Raw genomic sequence first — 18,764 nt, 5'->3', positions numbered from 1 at the left:
TGATCGCCCGGAAATCGATACATATGTAGTATTTCATTCTTGTCACGCTTAGACATTTTCTATATTACAAATTCTTAACGTTGTGAACATATATGGTGCAGACCCGCGTCCCCGTCCTACTATCAGAGAAGTTCCTCGGCTGTCTGCGGACGACTGATCGAACCTTGCAACTGCGTATGGCACATCGAAGTGCGAAATCCCCCCCCGGTTGCTCGAAACGCGATCTCTGAGAGAAGTGGACGACGGGATGATTGGCTTATCCCAAACCGGCTGCATGGCCGGTGAAATCAAATGCGCGGATCCCCTCGAATCCGATGCCGACGTGACTCGTTCGGCGCCGATCTCGCCTGCGGGAAATGAAACACCCTGCTGTGGAATCCGGAAGATCCGTACTTCGCGGCATCGTGTTTCGCGTGCCGTCGTGGTCGGCGGCCCCGCTGCCGTGACTGGTCGCCGCGGTGAAATCTCTGTGGCTGATTCCGAGGTCTGTCAGCTCAACCACCTCGTAATCGACTGGTGCTGGACCTCGGAGGCCCTATCGTGTACCGAGGGAAACTCGCTCTTGGGCTGTCTCGAAGGTGCGGATGAAGCCGCGCGCATAAGTGAGACGACATGACCGCCCCTGTCGTCTCGCGTTCTTCCGTGGTCGGCTCGACAGTGGCGCGGCAGTCCGAAATCGTCGATATCGCCGCGATCCTCGCGGATCCGACCATCAATGGAGCTCTGGTCATCGGCGCGACGGGAATGGGAAAGACCACCGTCCTCAACGCGGTGGCGGCCAATCTCGAGACCGAAGTCCCCGTCTTCCGGTTCCGCGGTTCGAATCTGATCGCCAACAGAGATCTCGGCATCTTCGAAGTCCTGCTCTCCACCGAGGGGGAAGCCTCCGATGAGATCTCATTGGGCGCCGCATTCTCGATCGTGACGCGAGCGATCGCACGATCCGCGATCGAACACACTCCTGTGGTCGTCGTCGACAATGCCGATCGAGTAGACGAGCAGTCGTTGTCGATCATCTCGCAGCTGGCGGCGGAAGGCCGCATCAGGGTTCTGGCTGCCGCTGAGACGGTCAGACGCCCGGTGGACCTTCTTGCCGTTCTGTGGGGTTCCGGCAAGGTCGTCCGCATCGACCTGGGAAGCTTGGACGACTCGGCCATTCGGGACTGTGCCCGAGAAGCCGGTTACGAAGTCGACGAACAGGTTCTCGCCGATCTCCGAACGCGGTCACGCGGCAATCCTCGTCTGCTCAGCCGGCTCTTCATCGACCGAGAGTCGACTCCGCTTGCGCGCCGAGGTGCTGAAGACCGAGTCCTGTGGAACGTCCTCCCGGCTCAGCGCCGGGTTCTCGAACTCGTCGCCATGATCGGATCACTTCCGTACGATGCTCTGCAGGCCATGTGCGATGTCGATCTGCTGGACAATCTCGTCGAGCGGGGAGTCTTGGCCATCGGCAAGGACAGATACTCCGAAGTGTCTTTGGTCGAAGCGGCCCTGGCGCAGGTCATGCGTGACAGCGTTCCGTCTTCGCGTTCCCTGGAGCTGCTCCGCGAAGTCCTGCCCGTGCTGGCTCCCATGACTCTCCACGGCGCTGCGCTGTTCGGGAAAGTCAGGTGGATGCAGGAATGGGGCGTCCACGTCGATCCGGATGCGATTCTCCGGGCTGCCTCCTGGGCCAACGGACGTGGTGACTTCGCCGGAGCGGTAGGAATGCTGAGGAGTTCGCATTCGGATATTCCGGAGCTGCACCTGGAGCTGGCCCGCGCGGAGTACGGCCGCGGAGACACCGTCGAAGCCGAGGCCATCCTCGATCGACTCATCTCCTCCTCGACCGACGGAGACGGCTCTGACGAATTCCTCTCACGCCTTGCGTGCCTCGAACTGCGCGTCACTGATCCCCGCGAACCTCAGAGCCTGAGAACCGAGTGGGTCCGGGACCGTCTCGTCAACGCAGTCGATATCGGGCGGTTGGACGTCACCAGAGCTCAGTTCGTCATGCGGGGAGGGCGATTCGACGAGGCGCAGATGATCTCTGAACGCGTCCTGCGCGATTTCAGCTGTCTGACTCGCCACCGACAGCGCGCCTGCTCGATCCTCGGGGCTGCGGCGGTGATACGAGGGCGGATCGAACGCGGACACACATATCTGGTCCAAGCCGAAGCGATGTTCGACCTCCCCGACACCACAAGTTTCGAAGTCGAGGATTCGGCTCCCCAGATCTTCGCCGGTCATTATCTCGCCGGTTCATGGGACAGGGCCAGGGCCGCATTGAAGCACACGGCCCCGCGCATGGATACTCCGACTGCGGCAGCTCTCATCGATCTGTGGACGGGGCACATCACGCGTGCCCACCAGAGTCTGGACAGAGCATCTCGCGATCGGGACGAGAGCGAGCAGGATCGGGCACTCAGGCTCGCCGCACTGCAGTTGGCCGAGGGCTGTCTGCGGATGCGTGAGGCGTCGACATCGCTTGCGACGAAGACGGTCCCAGGAAAACGGACCTCGCATCGACGCGACAGGCAGAGATTCGGCCGCCGTGCGTACGGCCGAGAATCCGGAACGATCCGCGGTGTGCCGAATTCCGAGTACGACTGGCTGCTGGACTTCACAACCGATCTTCTCGAACTCCAATCACTGGCTTTGTCAGACCCGGAGGAGTCGGCCGAAGAACTCTATGCGCTCGGCACCGCAGCCGATGAACTCGGCGCACACGCGCTCGCCGTCTATGCCTGGATGGAGGCGAGCCGGAACGGCAGCAGGTCGGCACAGCTGGACCTCGGCAGGGCTGCCGACCACGTCGACGGAGAGTTGGGGCGATTGGCAGCCGCCATCGCCCGGGCCTATGACGACGGGGGAGACGCTGCGATGACCGACGCTGCCGCAGCGGCACTGAACTTCGGTGCGGTCGTGATGTCCGTCGATCTTGCACGAACCGCACGTGACAAGGCAGTGAAGAAGGGTGACGCGGTCGGAGTCAAGCGTGCCCGGGCCCTGTTGGACTCGAGTCTGCGCACGATCACGTTCGATGCCGGCGGTGCCGATCTCTCGGCAATGCTCACCGATATCGAGAAGCGACTGGTGCTCGGAGTAGCCGATGGATCCACCAATGCAGAACTCGGTGCTCAGCTGTATCTGTCGGTTCGAACCGTGGAATGGCACCTCGGCCGGATCTATCGACGACTGCATGTCAGCGATCGCCAGGAACTCAAGCAGATCGCATGGAGGTTGACATGACCGGTCAGGTGAATCTGCACCGCCCCCCACTTCTGGGCCGGGAGGCCGAGCTGCGAGCTATCGAACAGTCGTTGACCGACTCATCCGTTGCCGGCATTCTCATCGGCGGTGATGTCGGAATGGGCAAGTCACGTCTGGCGAGGGAGATCCATCGGCGACGCGGCGGACAGGAGACTTGGCTGCGTGGCGATCGAGTGCTGAGCGCGGCGCCCTTCGGCGTCTTCGCAATGATCGTCGATCTCGATGATCCGGTCGGTCTGCCCAAGCGAGTGATCGAAGCGCTGACCGGAGGTGCTCAGACTCCGACGGTGTTCGTCGATAACGCTCACCATCTCGATGCGCGCAGTCTGCGCCTGCTGACGCAGCTGGCGTCCACGGGAACGATTCGGATCGTGGCGATGACTCGTCAGCCAGCTGTCAGAAATTCCTGGCCCTTCGCCGAACTCGTCGACGAACAGGCCATGGCACAGATCACTCTCGGCCAGCTGACGCAGAGGGATCTGCGCACTGCGGTCGAATACAGCTTCGGAGGAATAGCGGCCCAAGCGGTATTGGACATCGTCGATTTCCACTCGGGACGCAATCCCGGCAAACTGTTCGAACTCCTCGGCTACTGCAAGCGGAAGAACCGACTGCTACTGCGAAACGGCGTCGTCATCCTCGATGGACTCGACACGGACTTCGACGTTCGGGCGCGTGATTTCGCCCGAATCGATCTGGAGGAGTACTCGGACGAAGAGCGGACCGCGCTCGAGCTTGTGGTCATGGCAGGCGAGATCGACATCGAACTCATGCTCTCCCTCGGGCTCGGAGCGGCGGCAGATCGGCTGGTCGACCTCGATGTCCTGCGGATCGTCGGTGCTGCCAGCCGTGTCTATGTCGCGCGCGAGCACCACGCGTCCGAGACGATTCGGGTGAGCATTCCCATCGGCCGCAGCCGAAAATGGTTCGCCATCGTCCGGGACTATCCGGACAAGCCGAGCGACAGATCTCGGATGCTGCGGACGGAATGGGCATTGGGCTGCGGGATCGACCTCGATGACCGGCAGATCATCGATGCCGCGATGATCGCCATCGAAGCGACCGAGTGGCATCGCGCCCTGCGGATCATGGCCGATCTTCCCACGGGCAACCTGAATGCCGCGGAACTCTTCGAGCTCGCGTATCTCTACTGCAACGTCGGTCAGCTCGAACTCGGGCTCGACCTGCTTGCGCATTGCCTGCACAAAGCGTGCTGTCCAGGACTGGTGATCGCGGCTGCCGTGGTCTGGGGAAACCGTCAGACCGCGTATCGATCCGCGGCACTCGAGGCGACGTCCTTCCTCGACGCACTCGACAGAATGGCCGACGACGACAGCGAGTGCTGCGCCGTCAGCACCTGCTCCGCTCATTCCGAGGAGCACAGTCAGGCAGCGAAATGGTTTGCAGCCGATGGTCTCAGCGTCGACTCGGCCAAAGATCTGCTCCAGACGATTCTGTCCGTCGTCGGCGCCGGCGGCCACCATGACGAGGGTGCTCTGTCTCGACGTCCCGACGGCGATCTGCTGCGCACTCATGCTCTCGACGAATCGCTTCCCGATATGTACCGAATGGCCGCAGGATTGGTCTGCGGCTCCTTCGAACTGGAGAAGGGACGACCCGGAAAAGCTCTTGAGATCCTCAACTTCGTCAAGCGCGAGCTCCGTTCGTTGGGCATGGGAAGCATGATCCTGAGATTGCTCGACGCTCGCACTCGGATGGAACAGGGAGACCTCGCTGCGGCTCGACGGTCGCTGCAGGTGCCGCGAACGAACGACATCGCTCAGCTCGCAGCCCGCAGCGGCGTCAGTGACATCATGGAAGCAGAGATTCTGCTCCGTGAAGGAGAGATCGACTCGGCCCTGCGGTTCGCTCGAGCGGGTGTCGAGGCGCTGGACTATTGGAACCAGTCGTCTGCCCTCGCAGCGGCACTGGGTCTTGCCCAGTACCTTGCCACGCTCAGCGGAGAGTCGCAGATGGCCGAAGAGTTCGATATTCGCTTCGTTCGCCTCGTCCGTTCCAGTTTCCAGATGGAGTACAGGCGAGCGGTCGCGCATGCCCTCATCTCCCGTCGGCTGCGCAACTCCGATTCGGAAGCCGAGAGGGAGCTGAACCGGATGCTCGAGGACGCGGAGAGGGAAGAATCATTCGGTTTGGCCGCGGAGATCCGCTGCCTGCTCTTCCGCCACTTCGGTGACGCCGATTCGGACGCGATGTGTCGACTCGCCGCGGCGGGGGAGGGACAGACATTCCGATTCTTGGGAGCAGTGGGATCGGCTCTGCGGGAGAAGGACTCGGCGAGCCTGCTGAAGATCGCCGAGGCGCAGCGATCAGCGGCACCGGACGTTGCCGCACGATGTGTGCAGCTGGCGAAGGACCGCCTCAAGCATCGAGGCAACCTGCCGTCGACGGTTGTCTCCTCCGAGCTGCCGATTGAACTGACGGAACGGGAACGGGAGATCTGCGGACTTCTGGTCAAGGGCCGATCGAACGCGGAGATCGCGGAGCAGCTCGGAGCTGCCGTCCGCACCGTGGAGGGGCATGCTTACCGCCTCTACCGAAAACTGGGAATCACTCGCCGAGACCAGGTCGCCGAGGCATTTGCGAGGCTGAATATCGAGATCGCAGGTCGAGCAAAGCAGAAGACCGACAGCATCTGAGCGTGCGTTCCGGCGCACGGCGCAGTGAAGCGGCCGCCGTCCGACAGGCATGGAACGCGGCGGCACGACCACAACCGGCCCGCAGCTGGTGGATCTCGACGTCCGGATCCGATCTGGATTCCACGACAGGGTTCGGATTCGTTGAGATCTGACGCTGAGGCGACTTCCCTCTGGCAAGCGATCGAACTCGAGGGGCAGTATGCGTAAGCTGAAGGATATGACGAGAGATGGGGAATTCTGCCGTGACTATATCTGATGCATTGGCGCGCGACGCCTACATCTATGCCTATTCCATCGACAAGGCGTACTCGTTCTTGTACGAGACGACGATCGAACCAGGACGACCGTTCAACGAGTTCCAGAAACTTCGCGATCTTGCCGACGACACATACACGGCACATCCCACCATCAATAACGACACATTGCATCTGCAGGGGTGGTTCGACGTTGCGGCGGAACCAGTGGTGGTTACGGTGCCCGACTTCGACGAGGGGCGCTATTGGATCCTCCACACGATGGATCTCGGCCACTACACGAACGCTATGATCGGTTCCCGGGTCCGCAAGACAAAAGGGGGAACCTTCCTTTTCGCCGCATCCGATTGGGACGGTGCGATTCCAGACAGCGTCGACGAGGTCGTCCGGTCTGATTCCCACCTCATCAAGGTGATGGGCCGAATAATGACGGTTGGTGGTCCGGACCTCGGCGTTGCTCGCTCCTTGATGGACGAATGGACGCTTGAGACCCTCTCGGTCTACTTGGGCGAGGCATCACCGCCGCCGGAGGAGCGCCGTTTTCCGGACCCGGAGAGCTCGACCTGGTTGGAGCGCGTGAACTTCGTCCTCGCCGATGGGAGTATGGCTCGGGCTGACGCGGAATGGCTGACGCGATTCACTGCGTTGGGTCTTGAGGCGGGGAGGGCCGATTTCACTGAAGAACAGCGTGCTGCTGCGGTCCGCGGGGAAGAGCTTGGTCTGGCTCACCTCAAAGAGTTGGCGCCGACTCTCACCAACTCGAAGCAAGTCCTGGGAACGCGGGAGGAACTCGGTTCGGGACCGCGGGATCTCTTCGCTGTGGGAACGCTGATCGGTCAATGGGGTCTTCCGCCGGTGGAGTCGGTCTACGTGAAGATCGAGGTGGGATCCGATGGTCTGCCTTTGAACGGTTCCGGCGGAAAATGCTATCGCGCAACGTTCGATGCGCCCGACGTCACGGAGTTCTGGTCGTTCACTGCATACGGTTTGGACAGCAGGCTGATGGAACACAACTCACTGAATCGGCATTCTCGCGGGGATCGTACGATGACCCGCAACGAAGACGGCACTTTCTCTCTCCTCCTCGGGTCTGAGGTCGAGTATGACGGAGAAGACCCGAATTTCCTCCCGATTCCCGAGAAGGACACCTATCTGATTCTGCGTCTCTACGGACCCAGTGAAGCGATTCAGAACGGCGAATACGCGGCGCCCGAATTCACCGTGGTCGACTGAATCCTGCCGATCGACGCGAGGACCACTTCTGGCGTCAAGGCCGTGCAGAAGCTTTTCCGAATGGCGACCGGGCCCGGAGGCGCCTTCGCGCAGTGCTTTCGGTAAACCGCAAAGATCCCTGCAACCGGACAGCGGACAGCTGCCGCACAGCTATTGTGAAAAGACATCGGGAACCTACACTTCGAATGTCGAGACCAGGAGTCCGGAAGGTCGGGAGAGATCATTGAGAGCTGAAGATGCGCCGATCGTGATCGGCTCCGCGGGGCGACGGCTCTACCTCATCGACTGGTTTCGGACGGCGATCGAGACCCTCGGTCTCAACAGTCGGATCATCATCGCCGAGAACGATCCCACCAGCGCTGCCTCATCCTATGGCGATGAGATGCGTCTGCTGCCGCCCTACACCGATCCGTCCTACGCCGATGAGCTCCTGCGGCTCGTCGATGAATTCGAGCCGAGGCTCCTCCTGTCCGCGAACGACTACGAGCTCATGCATCTGCACGTGGACACGAATATCGCCATCGGTCTGCGTGGGAGGGGCATCGTCGTTCCCGGGGTCTCGCCCGCCTGGCAGAAGGGCTGCGCGGACAAGCTCCACATGTCGCGCATGCTCGACGACATCGGTGTGAGGACTCCGAGGACAGTGACGGGAAGTGAACTCGACCGTCTCCTGGACACAGCGGCCTCCTCTGACGAGTTCGTGGTCAAACATCGATTCGGCTCTCGCTCATCCGGGTTGGCTCTTGTCACCGCGAATCGGCTCGAAGAAGCCGTCATCAGTTCCGCGAAGACCGTCAGGCGCCGGGCAGACTGCACGGACGTCCTCGACGAAGTCATCGTCCAACCGCGGGCGCCGGGACGCGAATACGGGGTGGACATCGTCTCGAGCCTCGTGGACGAAGGGGTCCTGTCCGGGGTATTCGCGCGACGCAAGCTGCGGATGCGCGCAGGGGAGACCGACAAAGCCGTGACCGTCGACCCCGAACTCTTCCGCGACGTCGCGGGCAAGATCGCTCGCGCCGCAGAGATGTCCGGACTCATCGACCTCGATATCTTCCTCGACGATGCCGGCACAGCCTCGGTGATCGACATCAACCCCCGGTTCGGAGGCGGCTACCCATTCGTGCACCTCGCCGGGGCCGATGTCCCTCTCTACTACCTGAGCCAGATCTTCGGACTCAGGATCGATGACACGTGGCGTGACTACGAATACGGAGTCGTCGCCGCCAAATATCAGGAGACGCGTGTGACCGCTCGCGGCCAGAGAAGTAACGATTCGGCGAGGTCCGCCGTCAACGTCGCATAGGCAAGGTATGGCAGCCATGGATTCCTCGGACGAACCACCGATCACTGACCCGCCGACGCCTGCGTTCGTCATCGATGAGGCGACGCTCGGAACCCTGGTGAGTCGATTCCATACGGCATTGTCGAGGCATTGGCCGAATTCCGTCATGTCCTACTCCGTGAAGACCAATTCACTCCCGTGGCTGCTGAGCTACATGAAGCAGAGAGGAATCCGGGCAGAGGTCGTCTCCGATACCGAATACGGACTGGCACGTGCCCTCGGCTTCGCCCCGGAACGAATCGTGTACAACGGTCCGGTCAAGAGCCGTGCGCTTCTGCGGAGTGCGTTGGCCGACGGCACACTGACGAATCTGGACTCCGGCAGAGAGGTCAGGTGGGCGGCGGAACTGGCCAGGGAGAAACCCGATCTGGACGTCCGGGTGGGGCTGCGCGTCAATTGGGACCTCGAGCGGCTGTGCCCCGGGGAGAGCACCGTGGGCGATCAGTCGAGTCGCTTCGGATTCGATTTCGGCAACGGCAGCCTCGGTGAGGCCATCGCCGAACTGACCACGGCCGGCGCGAAGGTGGCCGGGCTCCACATGCACCGCAACTCCCGGACGAGCAGTCCGAAGGTCTTTCAGGCATCCGCCGCAGTCGCGTCCGAGATCATCTCGACTCTCGGCCTCGAGCTGGACTGGCTCGACATCGGCGGAGGATTCTTCGGCAGTCTGAATGACGCCGCACGCTTTGACGAGTACATCTCAGGCATCCGTTCGACCCTCACTGATGTCGTCGATCCCCGGCGGACCCAGTTGGTCATCGAGCCGGGAGGGTCGGTGATCGCCGCTCCAGTCGAACTCCACGCGCAGGTGCTCGACGTCAAAGACATCGGGCGGCAGCGCTTCGTCATCACCGACACGAGCAGGGTCGACCTCGATCCGCTCTTCCGCAAGACCACCCCGTTCGACATCCGCGCCGAGGCGGCAGCGCAGCAGACCCATCCGGAGCAGGTGATCGCCGGCTTCACCTGCATGGAGGACGATCGGCTTCTGGTGCTCAACGACCATCCGACCCTGTGCGAAGGCGATCGCATCGTCTTCCGCAAGGTCGGGGCCTACACGATGGCCTACCGGTCCTCTTTCATCGAATACCCTCCCGCCGTCTACCTTCGACACGATGACGGGCTGCTTTCGCTCATCCGGCCTCGCGGCGAGGTCGAGGACTACCTGCGGTCCAATGGTTGGACGGACGACCCGGCGACGTCCTCGGCCGGATCGTCGGCGATCGCGGCGAGCTGATCGCCGCGCTGAGCGGTCTCACTCACGGGTGCACGACCGTCCGTGCCGACATCTGAGTAAGACTGAGTACCTGCGCCAGTGCTGTCCCGATCATGACTGAGTACTGACTCGAACATGTCCGGGCATGACCACCTGTCCACGGCTCGGTCACGGCACGATCATGAGGTCATGGACACAGCAACGACTCTGCGTGCGCGATCACACGGCGACGCAGACACAGGCACGAAGCGGAGCTCATGATGACGATGCAGATCCGTGACACCGAGCTCGATCAGATGCGCACCCTGTTGGCAAGGCACAGCGCGGTCGCTGTTATCGGCCCGCCGGGAATGGGCGGCGATGAGATGCTGTCGGCACTGGAGGCCGATGCCGATGGGCCCGTCATCAGGGTTCCGATCGGGCAGGCTGAGGACGCGAGGCCCTATTCCGGGTTGGAGATCATCTTCTCGGCACTGAGAGCGCTGGAGCCGAAGAGCTTCGGATCCGTCTTACTCGACAGCCGACCGAGACCGGACTCCGGTGCGGACACGGCAACCGCACTGGACATCGCCGACGAGGTCACCCGTCGGATCGCCAGTCTGGATCTGAAGCACACGACCCTGGCGATCGTGCCCGATGCCGATTTCATGGACCGATCGTCACAATTGGTGCTGAGTCATCTTCTTCGTCGCATCGCAGGAAGTCGACTGAGGTTCGCGGTCTCGACCGGCGAGCTCAACCCGAGCAGCCTGCTCGCCGGAGTCCCGAGCGTGGAACTCAAGCGCGTCAGCGATCGACGGATGGCTGATCTGGCGGACAGCCTGACGGGCGGTCGGATAGCCCCTGGAGTCGCCGCGACGGTCGTCCGCACCGCGTCGGGCCGTCCCTCCGCGCTGTACGGAGTGATCGAGCGTCTGCCGCGGAACCAGATGGAAGGGGATCAGGCACTCGACCTGCCCCTGCGGGTCGGGCCGAATGCCGAGGACATGGTCAGAACCGGGACGGTCGGTCTCAGCGCCGACGCGAACGAGCTCCTGAGCCTGATGTGCCTGGCCCCACTGTCTCCTCGGCCCGCAGCTCTCGGAGACTCTCACGACAGCGTGGAATGGTTTGCGGAGCTGGAATCCCGCGGCATCGTCGAAAGAGACGGAGCATACAGCCGCTGTTCGCAGGAGCTGATTCGTGCCATCAGGCACGGGCAGTCGAGCGCCGAGGCCCGTCTGAGCGGCCACATGCTGCTGGCCGGGCGCTGCGGGGGAATCTACCCGGAACTGCATCATTGGCACCGGTCCTTCTTCGACGCCGCTGACGAGACGCCGCTGACCCTGCTCGACGATGCCTGCCATCTTGTCCGGGAGCACATGGTGTGGGCAGGAGTCGAATTCGCGGAGCGGGCGATGGCCCTGGGCCCGGACACCGAGGGAGTCTCCTCATTTCTCAATGACCTGGCCGAGCGGCTGCTGGACCGTGGGCAGATCAGCTTCGCCCTACGCTACCTCGACCATTCCGCCCGCAGCGGCTCCGTCAAGGACTCGCTCCGAGCACGGGCTCTGCGGATCTGGGCCGAGTTCCTCTCCCAGCAGTCGGTTCCGCTGCGTCTGCGCAACCAATGGAGCAGGAGCGAGGTCGCAGAGGCGCCCATGGAAGTCGCCCACCTGCAGCTGGTCATCGGTCTGTGCCATGCCCTGCGACGGGAGACTGCCGAGGCCCAGGAGCTGTTGGAAACCGCGCGCAGCCTCGGCGCTCATTTCGACAAGGCGTCTCGCGAGATGTCCGTGTCCCTCGGCATTCTGCTCGAATGCGGGCGCGGACTCGACGAGCGTGCGCTCGAAGCATTCGAGAACCTCGACGCCGCCGACGACGTCGATCCCATCGGTCTGCTTCTGCTGTCGCTGGGCCTCATGATGACGGAGAACTACGATTCCGCTCTGGCGACGCTGGACTGCCTGGACGACGGTGGAGGCCGTGGAGAGGCCTGGGAGGTCCAGTCTCTGTGCATGCGCGCCGAGATCGCGATCCGGCGCGGCGAAATCGGACTGGCGATAGGGCTCATCGACAGGTGCGCTCCGAGCGTCGACGTCGAGCAGACGATTCGTCGTGACCGACTCCTGCTTCTCACGTGTTGGAGCCTTCTTGCACAAGGACGTGCCAGCGACGCGGACGCCGTGGAGTCCGCGCTCACCACTCATGCGATGGCCTCACAGAACCGCAGCCTGCTGGCCGAACTCAACGCGCTCCAAGGCAACTATCTCCTTCGCGTCGGACTCCCGGCTGAGGCGGTGCGCCATCTCCATCGATGTGAGGAACTCGCATCGAATGAACTCAATCCGAATATCATCCGGTACGAGCCGGACCTCATCGAAGCGCTGCTGGCGACCGGTCGGCGCGAGCACGCCGGAATGCTGGTCCAGGTCTTTCACGGAAAGGTCGAGAGGGCCCCGTCGCGGTGGGCCGATCTGGCCCTGGAGCGGTCCCGGGTTCTGCTGCTCCCGACAGACGCCGGTGTGGCAGCCATGGGACGCCTGCTCGGTTCCTGGCGGCCCGAAGACTCCCAGTTCGAGAAGGGAGTGACACTGCTGGTCATGGCCCGAAAGATGGCCGAATCGGGCGCCGCCGCAGCTGCTGCAGAGCGATCCCGCTTGGCAGCGGGCATCTTCCGGGAGGTCGGATCCGACCACCTCGCCGCAGCAGCGCGCTGCGAACCCGCCGAGGCGGCCGCACAGCCTGCGCGCAACAGCCTCTTGGATGCGCTGAGTCCGGATGAGCGAGAAGTGGTCGGACTGGTGAGCGAAGGACTGAAGAATCGGGAGATCGCTTCGCGGATCTTCGTCTCCCTGCGCACCGTCGAGCTGAGACTGACCTCCGTGTACCGCAAGCTCGAAGTCGGCTCGCGCACCGAACTCATCGCCCGACTGGCCAGGGGACCAGAGGTCTCAGTGGCATGAGCCTGCACCCCCCCCAGCGACAAGAACCCGGGGACGACCACATCAGATCAGCGGCAACCCGCCGGTTCGTCGCGTGCCGATGGTCGAGGTCGGAACGGGTGCTTAGCCTGAGAAACAGCCGGAGAACGAAGGAGTGAGTCACCATGCCGTCAACCGAAACGAGCGGGCGCATCGACGCCTGTGTCCACCGATTCGACACCGGCACCCAGATCGTCATCACAGCGAAGGACGGCCACCGATGATCGGATATCACATTGCCAAGAGGATGCTCGACATCATCGCGGCACTCCTCGCCCTGGTCGTTCTCTCACCGATCTTCATCGTCGTCGCCGTCCTGGTGGTCGCTCTGCTGGGTTCGCCGATCTTCTTCACTCAGCAGAGAGTGACGAAGGGAGAGAAGGTCTTCCGACTCTGGAAGTTCCGCACCATGCTCAACACCGACCCGGCGCGGGGACTGGTCACGGACGCCCAGCGGATGACGCGGTTCGGCCGGCTGCTGCGCTCGAGCAGCCTGGACGAACTGCCGAGCCTGTGGAACATCCTGCATGGAGAGATGAGTTTCATCGGCCCACGGCCCCTGCCGACTCACTACCTTCCGCACTATTCCCCACAGCAGCGGCGCAGGCACCTGGTCCGTGCAGGTCTGAGCGGATCGGCGCAGGTCAGCGGCCGCAACCACGTGCACTGGGACGACCGGTTCGATCTAGATGTCGATTACGTGGACACGGTGAGCCTCGCGCTCGACCTGCGGATCATCATCCGAACCATCGGAATCGTGCTGCGCGCCGACGGGATCAGTCAGGACGGAGAGGCGACCGCCGACAACTTCGGCGGAACGCTGAAATCCGACCTTCTGGTCTTCGATGACGAAGTGCGCAGCGAACGGACCCGGAGCTGGTCGGTCCGGAGCACAGCCGGCCACGAGGTCGGGCACTGCGATATCTCGGCTGCCGGTGATGACACCGTGGTGATCCGCTTCGATGCCCATCCGGAAGCCGAGAACGACGAGAAGGTCCGGCGCGAGGTCATCCGCCTCGTGACGAACCGTGCCCGGGCCACCGAAGCGACCTTCGCGGTCTGGGTCCTGCCCACGGGCAGTGAGGACCTGGCGATTCTCACCGAAGCCGGCTTCGACGATTGTGACGAGCCTGCTGATCTGTCGAGATTCGGGCACAGGCCCGGCCCCGATCAGACGGTCGCCGTGTGCACTCTGTGGCCGGAGTCCGCCTCATGACGGAGCGAGAGAAGAGCGGAGACTGGGCCGTGATGCCTGCAGGGTTTCGGATCCTTGTGGTCGGAGCGACTGACACCTGCCGGTCTCCGCTGGCCGCACGCATTCTGCAACGCGAATTCGACGACAGGGCCCCTGGCGAGTTCACCGTCTCGACTGCCGGTGCACAAGCCGTCGCGGGACGACCGGTGGCTGTCGAGGTGTTGGAACTGGCGGCTCGACGCAACATCAGACTGCACGGCTGCGTCGCCAAGGAACTCGACGAGGCGGCCATCAACGGGGCCGACCTCATTCTCGTCATGGATCGGCCGCTGCGCAGAGAAGTCGTCAAGCTGGTCCCGCACGTCCTGCGGATCACGTTCACTCTGCGGGAATTCGCCCGCATCGTCCCTGCGATCCGTCCCGAGCAGCTGGCGAGTCCCGCAGGGAGGTGGCAGTCGCTGGTCGCGCTGGCTCCGCGCTATCGCACCGCACCGCGAGGCGACGGCAGCGACGATGACGTCGTCGACCCGCTGCATCGTTCTCTGCGGGCGTTCGACCGTATGGGCTCTCAGATCGATCAGGCCGTCGAGGCGATCGGAGCGTGGGACGTGCGGGAGTTCGTCCCGGAAGACAGACGCTGAGCTTCGATGGTCGGGGTGTGGGCTCGTCCGCCGCAGCCTCCTTGCGGGACGCCGCAAGCCCGACGAGGAGACCGATCGCCCACGGCACCGCGAACGTAGAGTTGAGGACGATCAGCAGCGCCGCTGTCCGTCCTCCGACCCGATTGGAACCGAGATGAGTATCGTCGACTACGTGCGGATCCTGCGCAAGAACGCCGTTGTGCTGATCGTGATGATTGCGGCGGGTGGACTGTGTGCGGCGGCCGCGTTCTTCCTGCAGTCGCGTGAGTACACGTCCCAGACCGAACTGTTCGTCTCGACGGTCGAAGCCGCGAATCCGGATCAGAGGCAGATCGCCTCCGCCTTCGTCCAAGAGCGGGTGCGCACCTATGTCGACCTGGCGAACTCCAGGAACGTGCTCGAACCGGTCATCAGCGAGCTGGACATCGACGTCAGCCCTGAGGAACTCGCCGACACGGTCTCAGCCTCATCGGACCCAGGGACCGTGATGCTCACCGTCGACGCCACCGCCGCCTCACCGGGCCAAGCGGCGGTGCTGTCCGAGTCGGTGGCGGACAATCTCTCGAAGACGATCACCGACCTCGAATCCCGACACGGAAAGGCACAGTCGGGCATTCGCCTGACGATCGCCAATGACGCGATCGTCCCGGTGTCTCCCGACGGCCCTGCACTGTGGATGTACGTGGTCTTCGGCATGCTGCTCGGGGCCGCAGCCGGCATCGCTGTCGCACTGTTCCGATCGGCTGTGGACTCGAAGCTCCGCGATATCGCCGGGATCCGAGAGATCACGAAGGCGCCGATCCTCGGGTCGCTGCCGATGCACCACGACTCCCGGATGGGTACGGCGGCACAGCATCAGGACTCGCCGTACGCCGAGGCGATCCGACGGCTGCGGACGAATCTGCGTTTCGCGCGGGTCGAGGCCTCGAGCAACATCCTGGCGGTCACCTCGTCGATACCGTCCGAAGGAAAGACCTCGACCAGCATCGAACTGGCCGTTTCGCTGGCTCAGTCCGGGCAGCGTGTCGCTCTCGTCGACGTTGATCTTCGGCAGCCGGCAATCGCTGACAGGCTCGGCTTGGAGAACTCCGCCGGCCTGACGACGGCCTTGGTCGGCGCCGCCGACGTCCACGATCTGCTCCAGCCCTGGGGCCAGGACGAACTCTATGTCCTGACCGCCGGAGACAGAGTCGCCAATCCGGTCGAGCTCATCGAATCGAGGGCGATGGCCAAACTCATGGCGGTCTTGGGCAATGACTTCGACACGGTTCTTCTCGACTGCCCTCCGGTGCTGCCGGTGACGGACGGCCTGCTCCTCGCCATGTCCGCCGGACGGATCGTCCATGTCGTCGCCGTGAACCAGGCTTCCCGCAATGAACTCGACGAAGCACTGCAGGATCTGTCCGTGGTCGGCACCCCGCTCAGCCTCGTCGTCAACAAGGTTCCCCTCGGCCATGCGGATCTCAGCGGTTATGCAGTGGCCTATACCTCCGCCACGCAGGCAGCCCCCGCGCAGCCGCAGCCGGTCTACTCAGGTGGCCGGTCGAGGCGCGATCACACGATTATTGCGGAGCGAGCGGCCCCGGTCGGCTGGATTTCTGATCAGCTCGGATCGGAGACGACGACCCACATTCCCCGGGTCTGGCCAGGAACTGAGCCGGGAACCGAGCCGGGACGAGGACCACAGGACGAGAAGTCTCCCAAATCCTCAGCGATGCTTGCAAGAAGGTCCGCGAAGAAGTCGAACCGTCGCTTCGGCCCCGGACGTCGGAGTTGATCCCTGTGGGGATCTCGAGCGGGTCGTCGAGTCTGACAACGGGGCCGGCCGATCGCGAACGCCTTGAGTTCAGGATCCTCGTCATCTGCACTGGCAATCTGTTCCGTTCGCCGCTGGCTGCCGGACTTCTCCAACAGGGCTTCGACGAGGTGGCCCCGGGTGGATTCCGGGTCGACAGTGCCGGAACGGTGGGAGTCAGCGGCGCACCTGTGACGAATGAGGTGAGGTCGTTGGCGGCAGAATGGGGCTTCGACCTCAGCGGGTTTCGGGCCAGACGACTGGAGCGCTCCGACATCATCGATGCCGATCTCATCATCGGCATGGAACGATGGCATCGCAGCCAAGCCGTGATCCTCGAACCCGGCGCACTCAGACGGTCGTTCACCCTGCGTGAGTTCGCGAGGATCATCCGACCGTTCTCGACGGTCGACGGGCTCACCTCGAGGAGGCGCTGGACGCAGCTGGTCGCGCAGGCTCAGCGATCACGCATGCCGCATGCCGACGGGCCCGATGGCGACGACGTCGTCGACCCCCACGACGACTGGTCCCGACTGAGTGAGACGATGATCGACCAGATGGTTCCCGACGTCTTCGACATCGTCGACTGGGAGCACCGCAGCACTGCGGGTGCACCGCGCAGTTGAGCTCGCACGGGCGCGGTTCCCCATGCTGAGCCGCCGAGGTGGGCACTATCGGTTCAGCCGGAAAGATGCGCGCCATCGGCGGGCACTGCGGCGCGGGCTTCATCGCGTCGTGGTCTCGAGCAGAGGATCTCGCCGACCAACCGGACCATCGAACCGAGGAACACCGCCAGGCTGCCCGCCTCGACCGCCGGCGTCCCGATCGATCCGGCGGCGCCTCCTCCCACCAGCACCGCGACGATCGCTGCGGCACCGACGAAGAACGTCGACCAATACCGGTTGAGGACCAGCAGGTTCGCCGATGCCAAGTACGTTGGGAGCGTGCAGACGGCCGCCAGCGACAGGAAGAGCACGGAGACACGAGTGAGTTCGAATCCGGCACCATAGACCGCCGACAGCAGCCAGGGGCCGATGAAGAGCGCGAGGACGACGAACGGGACGAGAGCGAACAGCCCGATCGCGCACAGCCGCTTGACCCGTTCACGCAGGACGAGTGCGCCGTCGGACTCGTAGACTGCGCGAAAACGCGGCAGCACGACGGTCTCGATCGATGCCCCGACCAGATTCGCGAAGACGACCAGGTAGGCGGCCGAGGCATAACGACCGACGTCTTCCGGTGAGCCGAACCAGGCCACGACTGCCAAGGGGACATAGGACAGCAGGGAATAGACCGCCTGCATCATCGACATCGGGACGCCGGCGGTCAGGAGAGCCTTGACCTCACCGCGGACCGTGGTACGCGACGTCACTTCGACCGCCGTCTCAGCAGAACGCGCCGAGGCGGTCCACACCGTGACGACCGTCCCACCGACCGTGACCACGGTGGCCGCCCACAGCGCCGTAACCGGTGATCCGGTGGCCAGGATGACAACGGTCACGACGGCGGCAGAGACCACAGCCACGATGATGAGAATGAGGCCGAAGGCGAAGAGACGTTCGGTCTTCTGCAGCCGTGCGTAGAACAGGTCTCCGATCGATTCGCTGACCTTGATGAGCAGCAGCGGCCAGGCCAATGAACTCTGGATCTGCTCGGGACCGAACACGACCAGTCCGACGATGATGAGGACGGACAGCCCGACTGTCGACAAGCGACAACTGAGATAGATCGACCACCGGACCGTTCGCTGCAGGGTGACGAAGAGATTGCGCAGCCCCAGCTGGGAGGCGATGAAGACGGGAGCCATCATCGCGATGAGGGTGGAATAGTGGCCGACAGCGGTGGGCCCGCTCTGTTGGGCGAACAGCCAGACGATGTACCACTGGGCACCGGCAATGGCGATGTTTCCCAGGGTGACGAGGAAGAAGGCCGAACGTGAGCTATTCACCTTTTTCCTCCTGCTTCCCGGCCGTGCACGACGGCGGTGCCCGTCGAATCGTCTGGCCCGAGTTCCAGTATGGTCCCAGTCCGCCGGCGATCGGCCCGCCGCTCAGCCTCTTTGCGGAAGTGTGCGTCAGCGGTGCGGCATTCCGTGCATTCGGCGCGGAGAACCGTAGCGACTGCCGAATCCCGGTTCCGGACCGGACGGTTCTCAGTAGGCTGATGACGTGAGCATGAGCCCCGGACATCGAGCATCGCTGCGATGTCATCTC

Annotated in this window: 11 protein-coding genes; 10 read left to right on the top strand and 1 reads right to left on the bottom strand. The window is 63.4% G+C overall.

Going from position 1 to position 18,764, the window contains the following annotated elements; translation table 11 throughout:
* Positions 1-612: 612 nt before the first annotated feature.
* The 10 genes from D3I60_RS00915 (at position 613) to D3I60_RS00870 (ending at position 17,177) form a co-directional block, all read left to right on the top strand.
* Positions 613-3,231 carry an AAA family ATPase gene (locus tag D3I60_RS00915; protein ID WP_262774142.1) on the top strand — a complete coding sequence of 873 codons (2,619 nt, stop codon included), beginning with the start codon at positions 613-615 and terminating at the stop codon, positions 3,229-3,231.
* Positions 3,216-5,909 (top strand): LuxR C-terminal-related transcriptional regulator, encoded by a 2,694-nt coding sequence (locus D3I60_RS00910; protein ID WP_262774140.1) that lies wholly within the window; start codon positions 3,216-3,218, stop codon positions 5,907-5,909. Before D3I60_RS00915 ends, D3I60_RS00910 begins: the two co-directional genes overlap by 16 nt.
* Before the next feature lie 242 nt (positions 5,910-6,151).
* Positions 6,152-7,396: a DUF1254 domain-containing protein gene (locus D3I60_RS00905; RefSeq protein ID WP_262774138.1), complete on the top strand. Its 1,245-nt coding sequence runs from the start codon at positions 6,152-6,154 to the stop codon at positions 7,394-7,396.
* A gap of 223 nt (positions 7,397-7,619) precedes the next feature.
* On the top strand, positions 7,620-8,702 hold the full coding sequence (locus D3I60_RS00900; RefSeq protein ID WP_262774136.1) for an ATP-grasp domain-containing protein: 1,083 nt from the start codon (positions 7,620-7,622) through the stop codon (positions 8,700-8,702).
* Positions 8,703-8,709: 7 nt separating this feature from the next.
* Entirely contained in the window at positions 8,710-9,978 is a 1,269-nt protein-coding gene (locus tag D3I60_RS00895) for a hypothetical protein (RefSeq protein ID WP_262774134.1), read from the top strand.
* Positions 9,979-10,217: 239 nt separating this feature from the next.
* Positions 10,218-12,902: a LuxR family transcriptional regulator gene (locus D3I60_RS00890; RefSeq protein ID WP_262774133.1), complete on the top strand. Its 2,685-nt coding sequence runs from the start codon at positions 10,218-10,220 to the stop codon at positions 12,900-12,902.
* A gap of 238 nt (positions 12,903-13,140) precedes the next feature.
* Positions 13,141-14,136 carry a sugar transferase gene (locus D3I60_RS00885; RefSeq protein ID WP_262774131.1) on the top strand — a complete coding sequence of 332 codons (996 nt, stop codon included), beginning with the start codon at positions 13,141-13,143 and terminating at the stop codon, positions 14,134-14,136.
* Entirely contained in the window at positions 14,133-14,756 is a 624-nt protein-coding gene (locus tag D3I60_RS00880; protein WP_262774129.1) for an arsenate reductase/protein-tyrosine-phosphatase family protein, read from the top strand. The genes D3I60_RS00885 and D3I60_RS00880 overlap by 4 nt, the downstream gene beginning before the upstream one ends.
* Before the next feature lie 154 nt (positions 14,757-14,910).
* Positions 14,911-16,533: a polysaccharide biosynthesis tyrosine autokinase gene (locus D3I60_RS00875; protein ID WP_262774126.1), complete on the top strand. Its 1,623-nt coding sequence runs from the start codon at positions 14,911-14,913 to the stop codon at positions 16,531-16,533.
* Positions 16,534-16,538: 5 nt separating this feature from the next.
* Positions 16,539-17,177 (top strand): arsenate reductase/protein-tyrosine-phosphatase family protein, encoded by a 639-nt coding sequence (locus D3I60_RS00870; RefSeq protein WP_262774124.1) that lies wholly within the window; start codon positions 16,539-16,541, stop codon positions 17,175-17,177.
* Between the two features lie 53 nt (positions 17,178-17,230).
* Here the strand turns inward: D3I60_RS00870 and D3I60_RS00865 are convergent, their stop codons facing one another.
* Entirely contained in the window at positions 17,231-18,499 is a 1,269-nt protein-coding gene (locus tag D3I60_RS00865; protein WP_262774122.1) for a lipopolysaccharide biosynthesis protein, read from the bottom strand.
* Positions 18,500-18,764: the final 265 nt, after the last annotated feature.

Origin of the sequence: Brevibacterium permense, assembly GCF_025506275.1 — a bacterium.
In the GTDB taxonomy this organism is placed as follows: domain Bacteria; phylum Actinomycetota; class Actinomycetes; order Actinomycetales; family Brevibacteriaceae; genus Brevibacterium; species Brevibacterium permense_A.
Note: the sequence above shows the minus strand (reverse complement) of the source record. Positions and strands in the feature narration are given on the sequence as shown.

Coding starts and splice junctions, on each gene's coding strand:
- D3I60_RS00915 (WP_262774142.1), top strand. CDS start 613: ATGACCGCCCCTGTCGTCTCGCGTTCTTCCGTGGTCGGCTCGACAGTG.
- D3I60_RS00890 (WP_262774133.1), top strand. CDS start 10,218: ATGACGATGCAGATCCGTGACACCGAGCTCGATCAGATGCGCACCCTG.
- D3I60_RS00895 (WP_262774134.1), top strand. CDS start 8,710: ATGGCAGCCATGGATTCCTCGGACGAACCACCGATCACTGACCCGCCG.
- D3I60_RS00910 (WP_262774140.1), top strand. CDS start 3,216: ATGGAGGTTGACATGACCGGTCAGGTGAATCTGCACCGCCCCCCACTT.
- D3I60_RS00875 (WP_262774126.1), top strand. CDS start 14,911: ATGAGTATCGTCGACTACGTGCGGATCCTGCGCAAGAACGCCGTTGTG.
- D3I60_RS00885 (WP_262774131.1), top strand. CDS start 13,141: ATGATCGGATATCACATTGCCAAGAGGATGCTCGACATCATCGCGGCA.
- D3I60_RS00880 (WP_262774129.1), top strand. CDS start 14,133: ATGACGGAGCGAGAGAAGAGCGGAGACTGGGCCGTGATGCCTGCAGGG.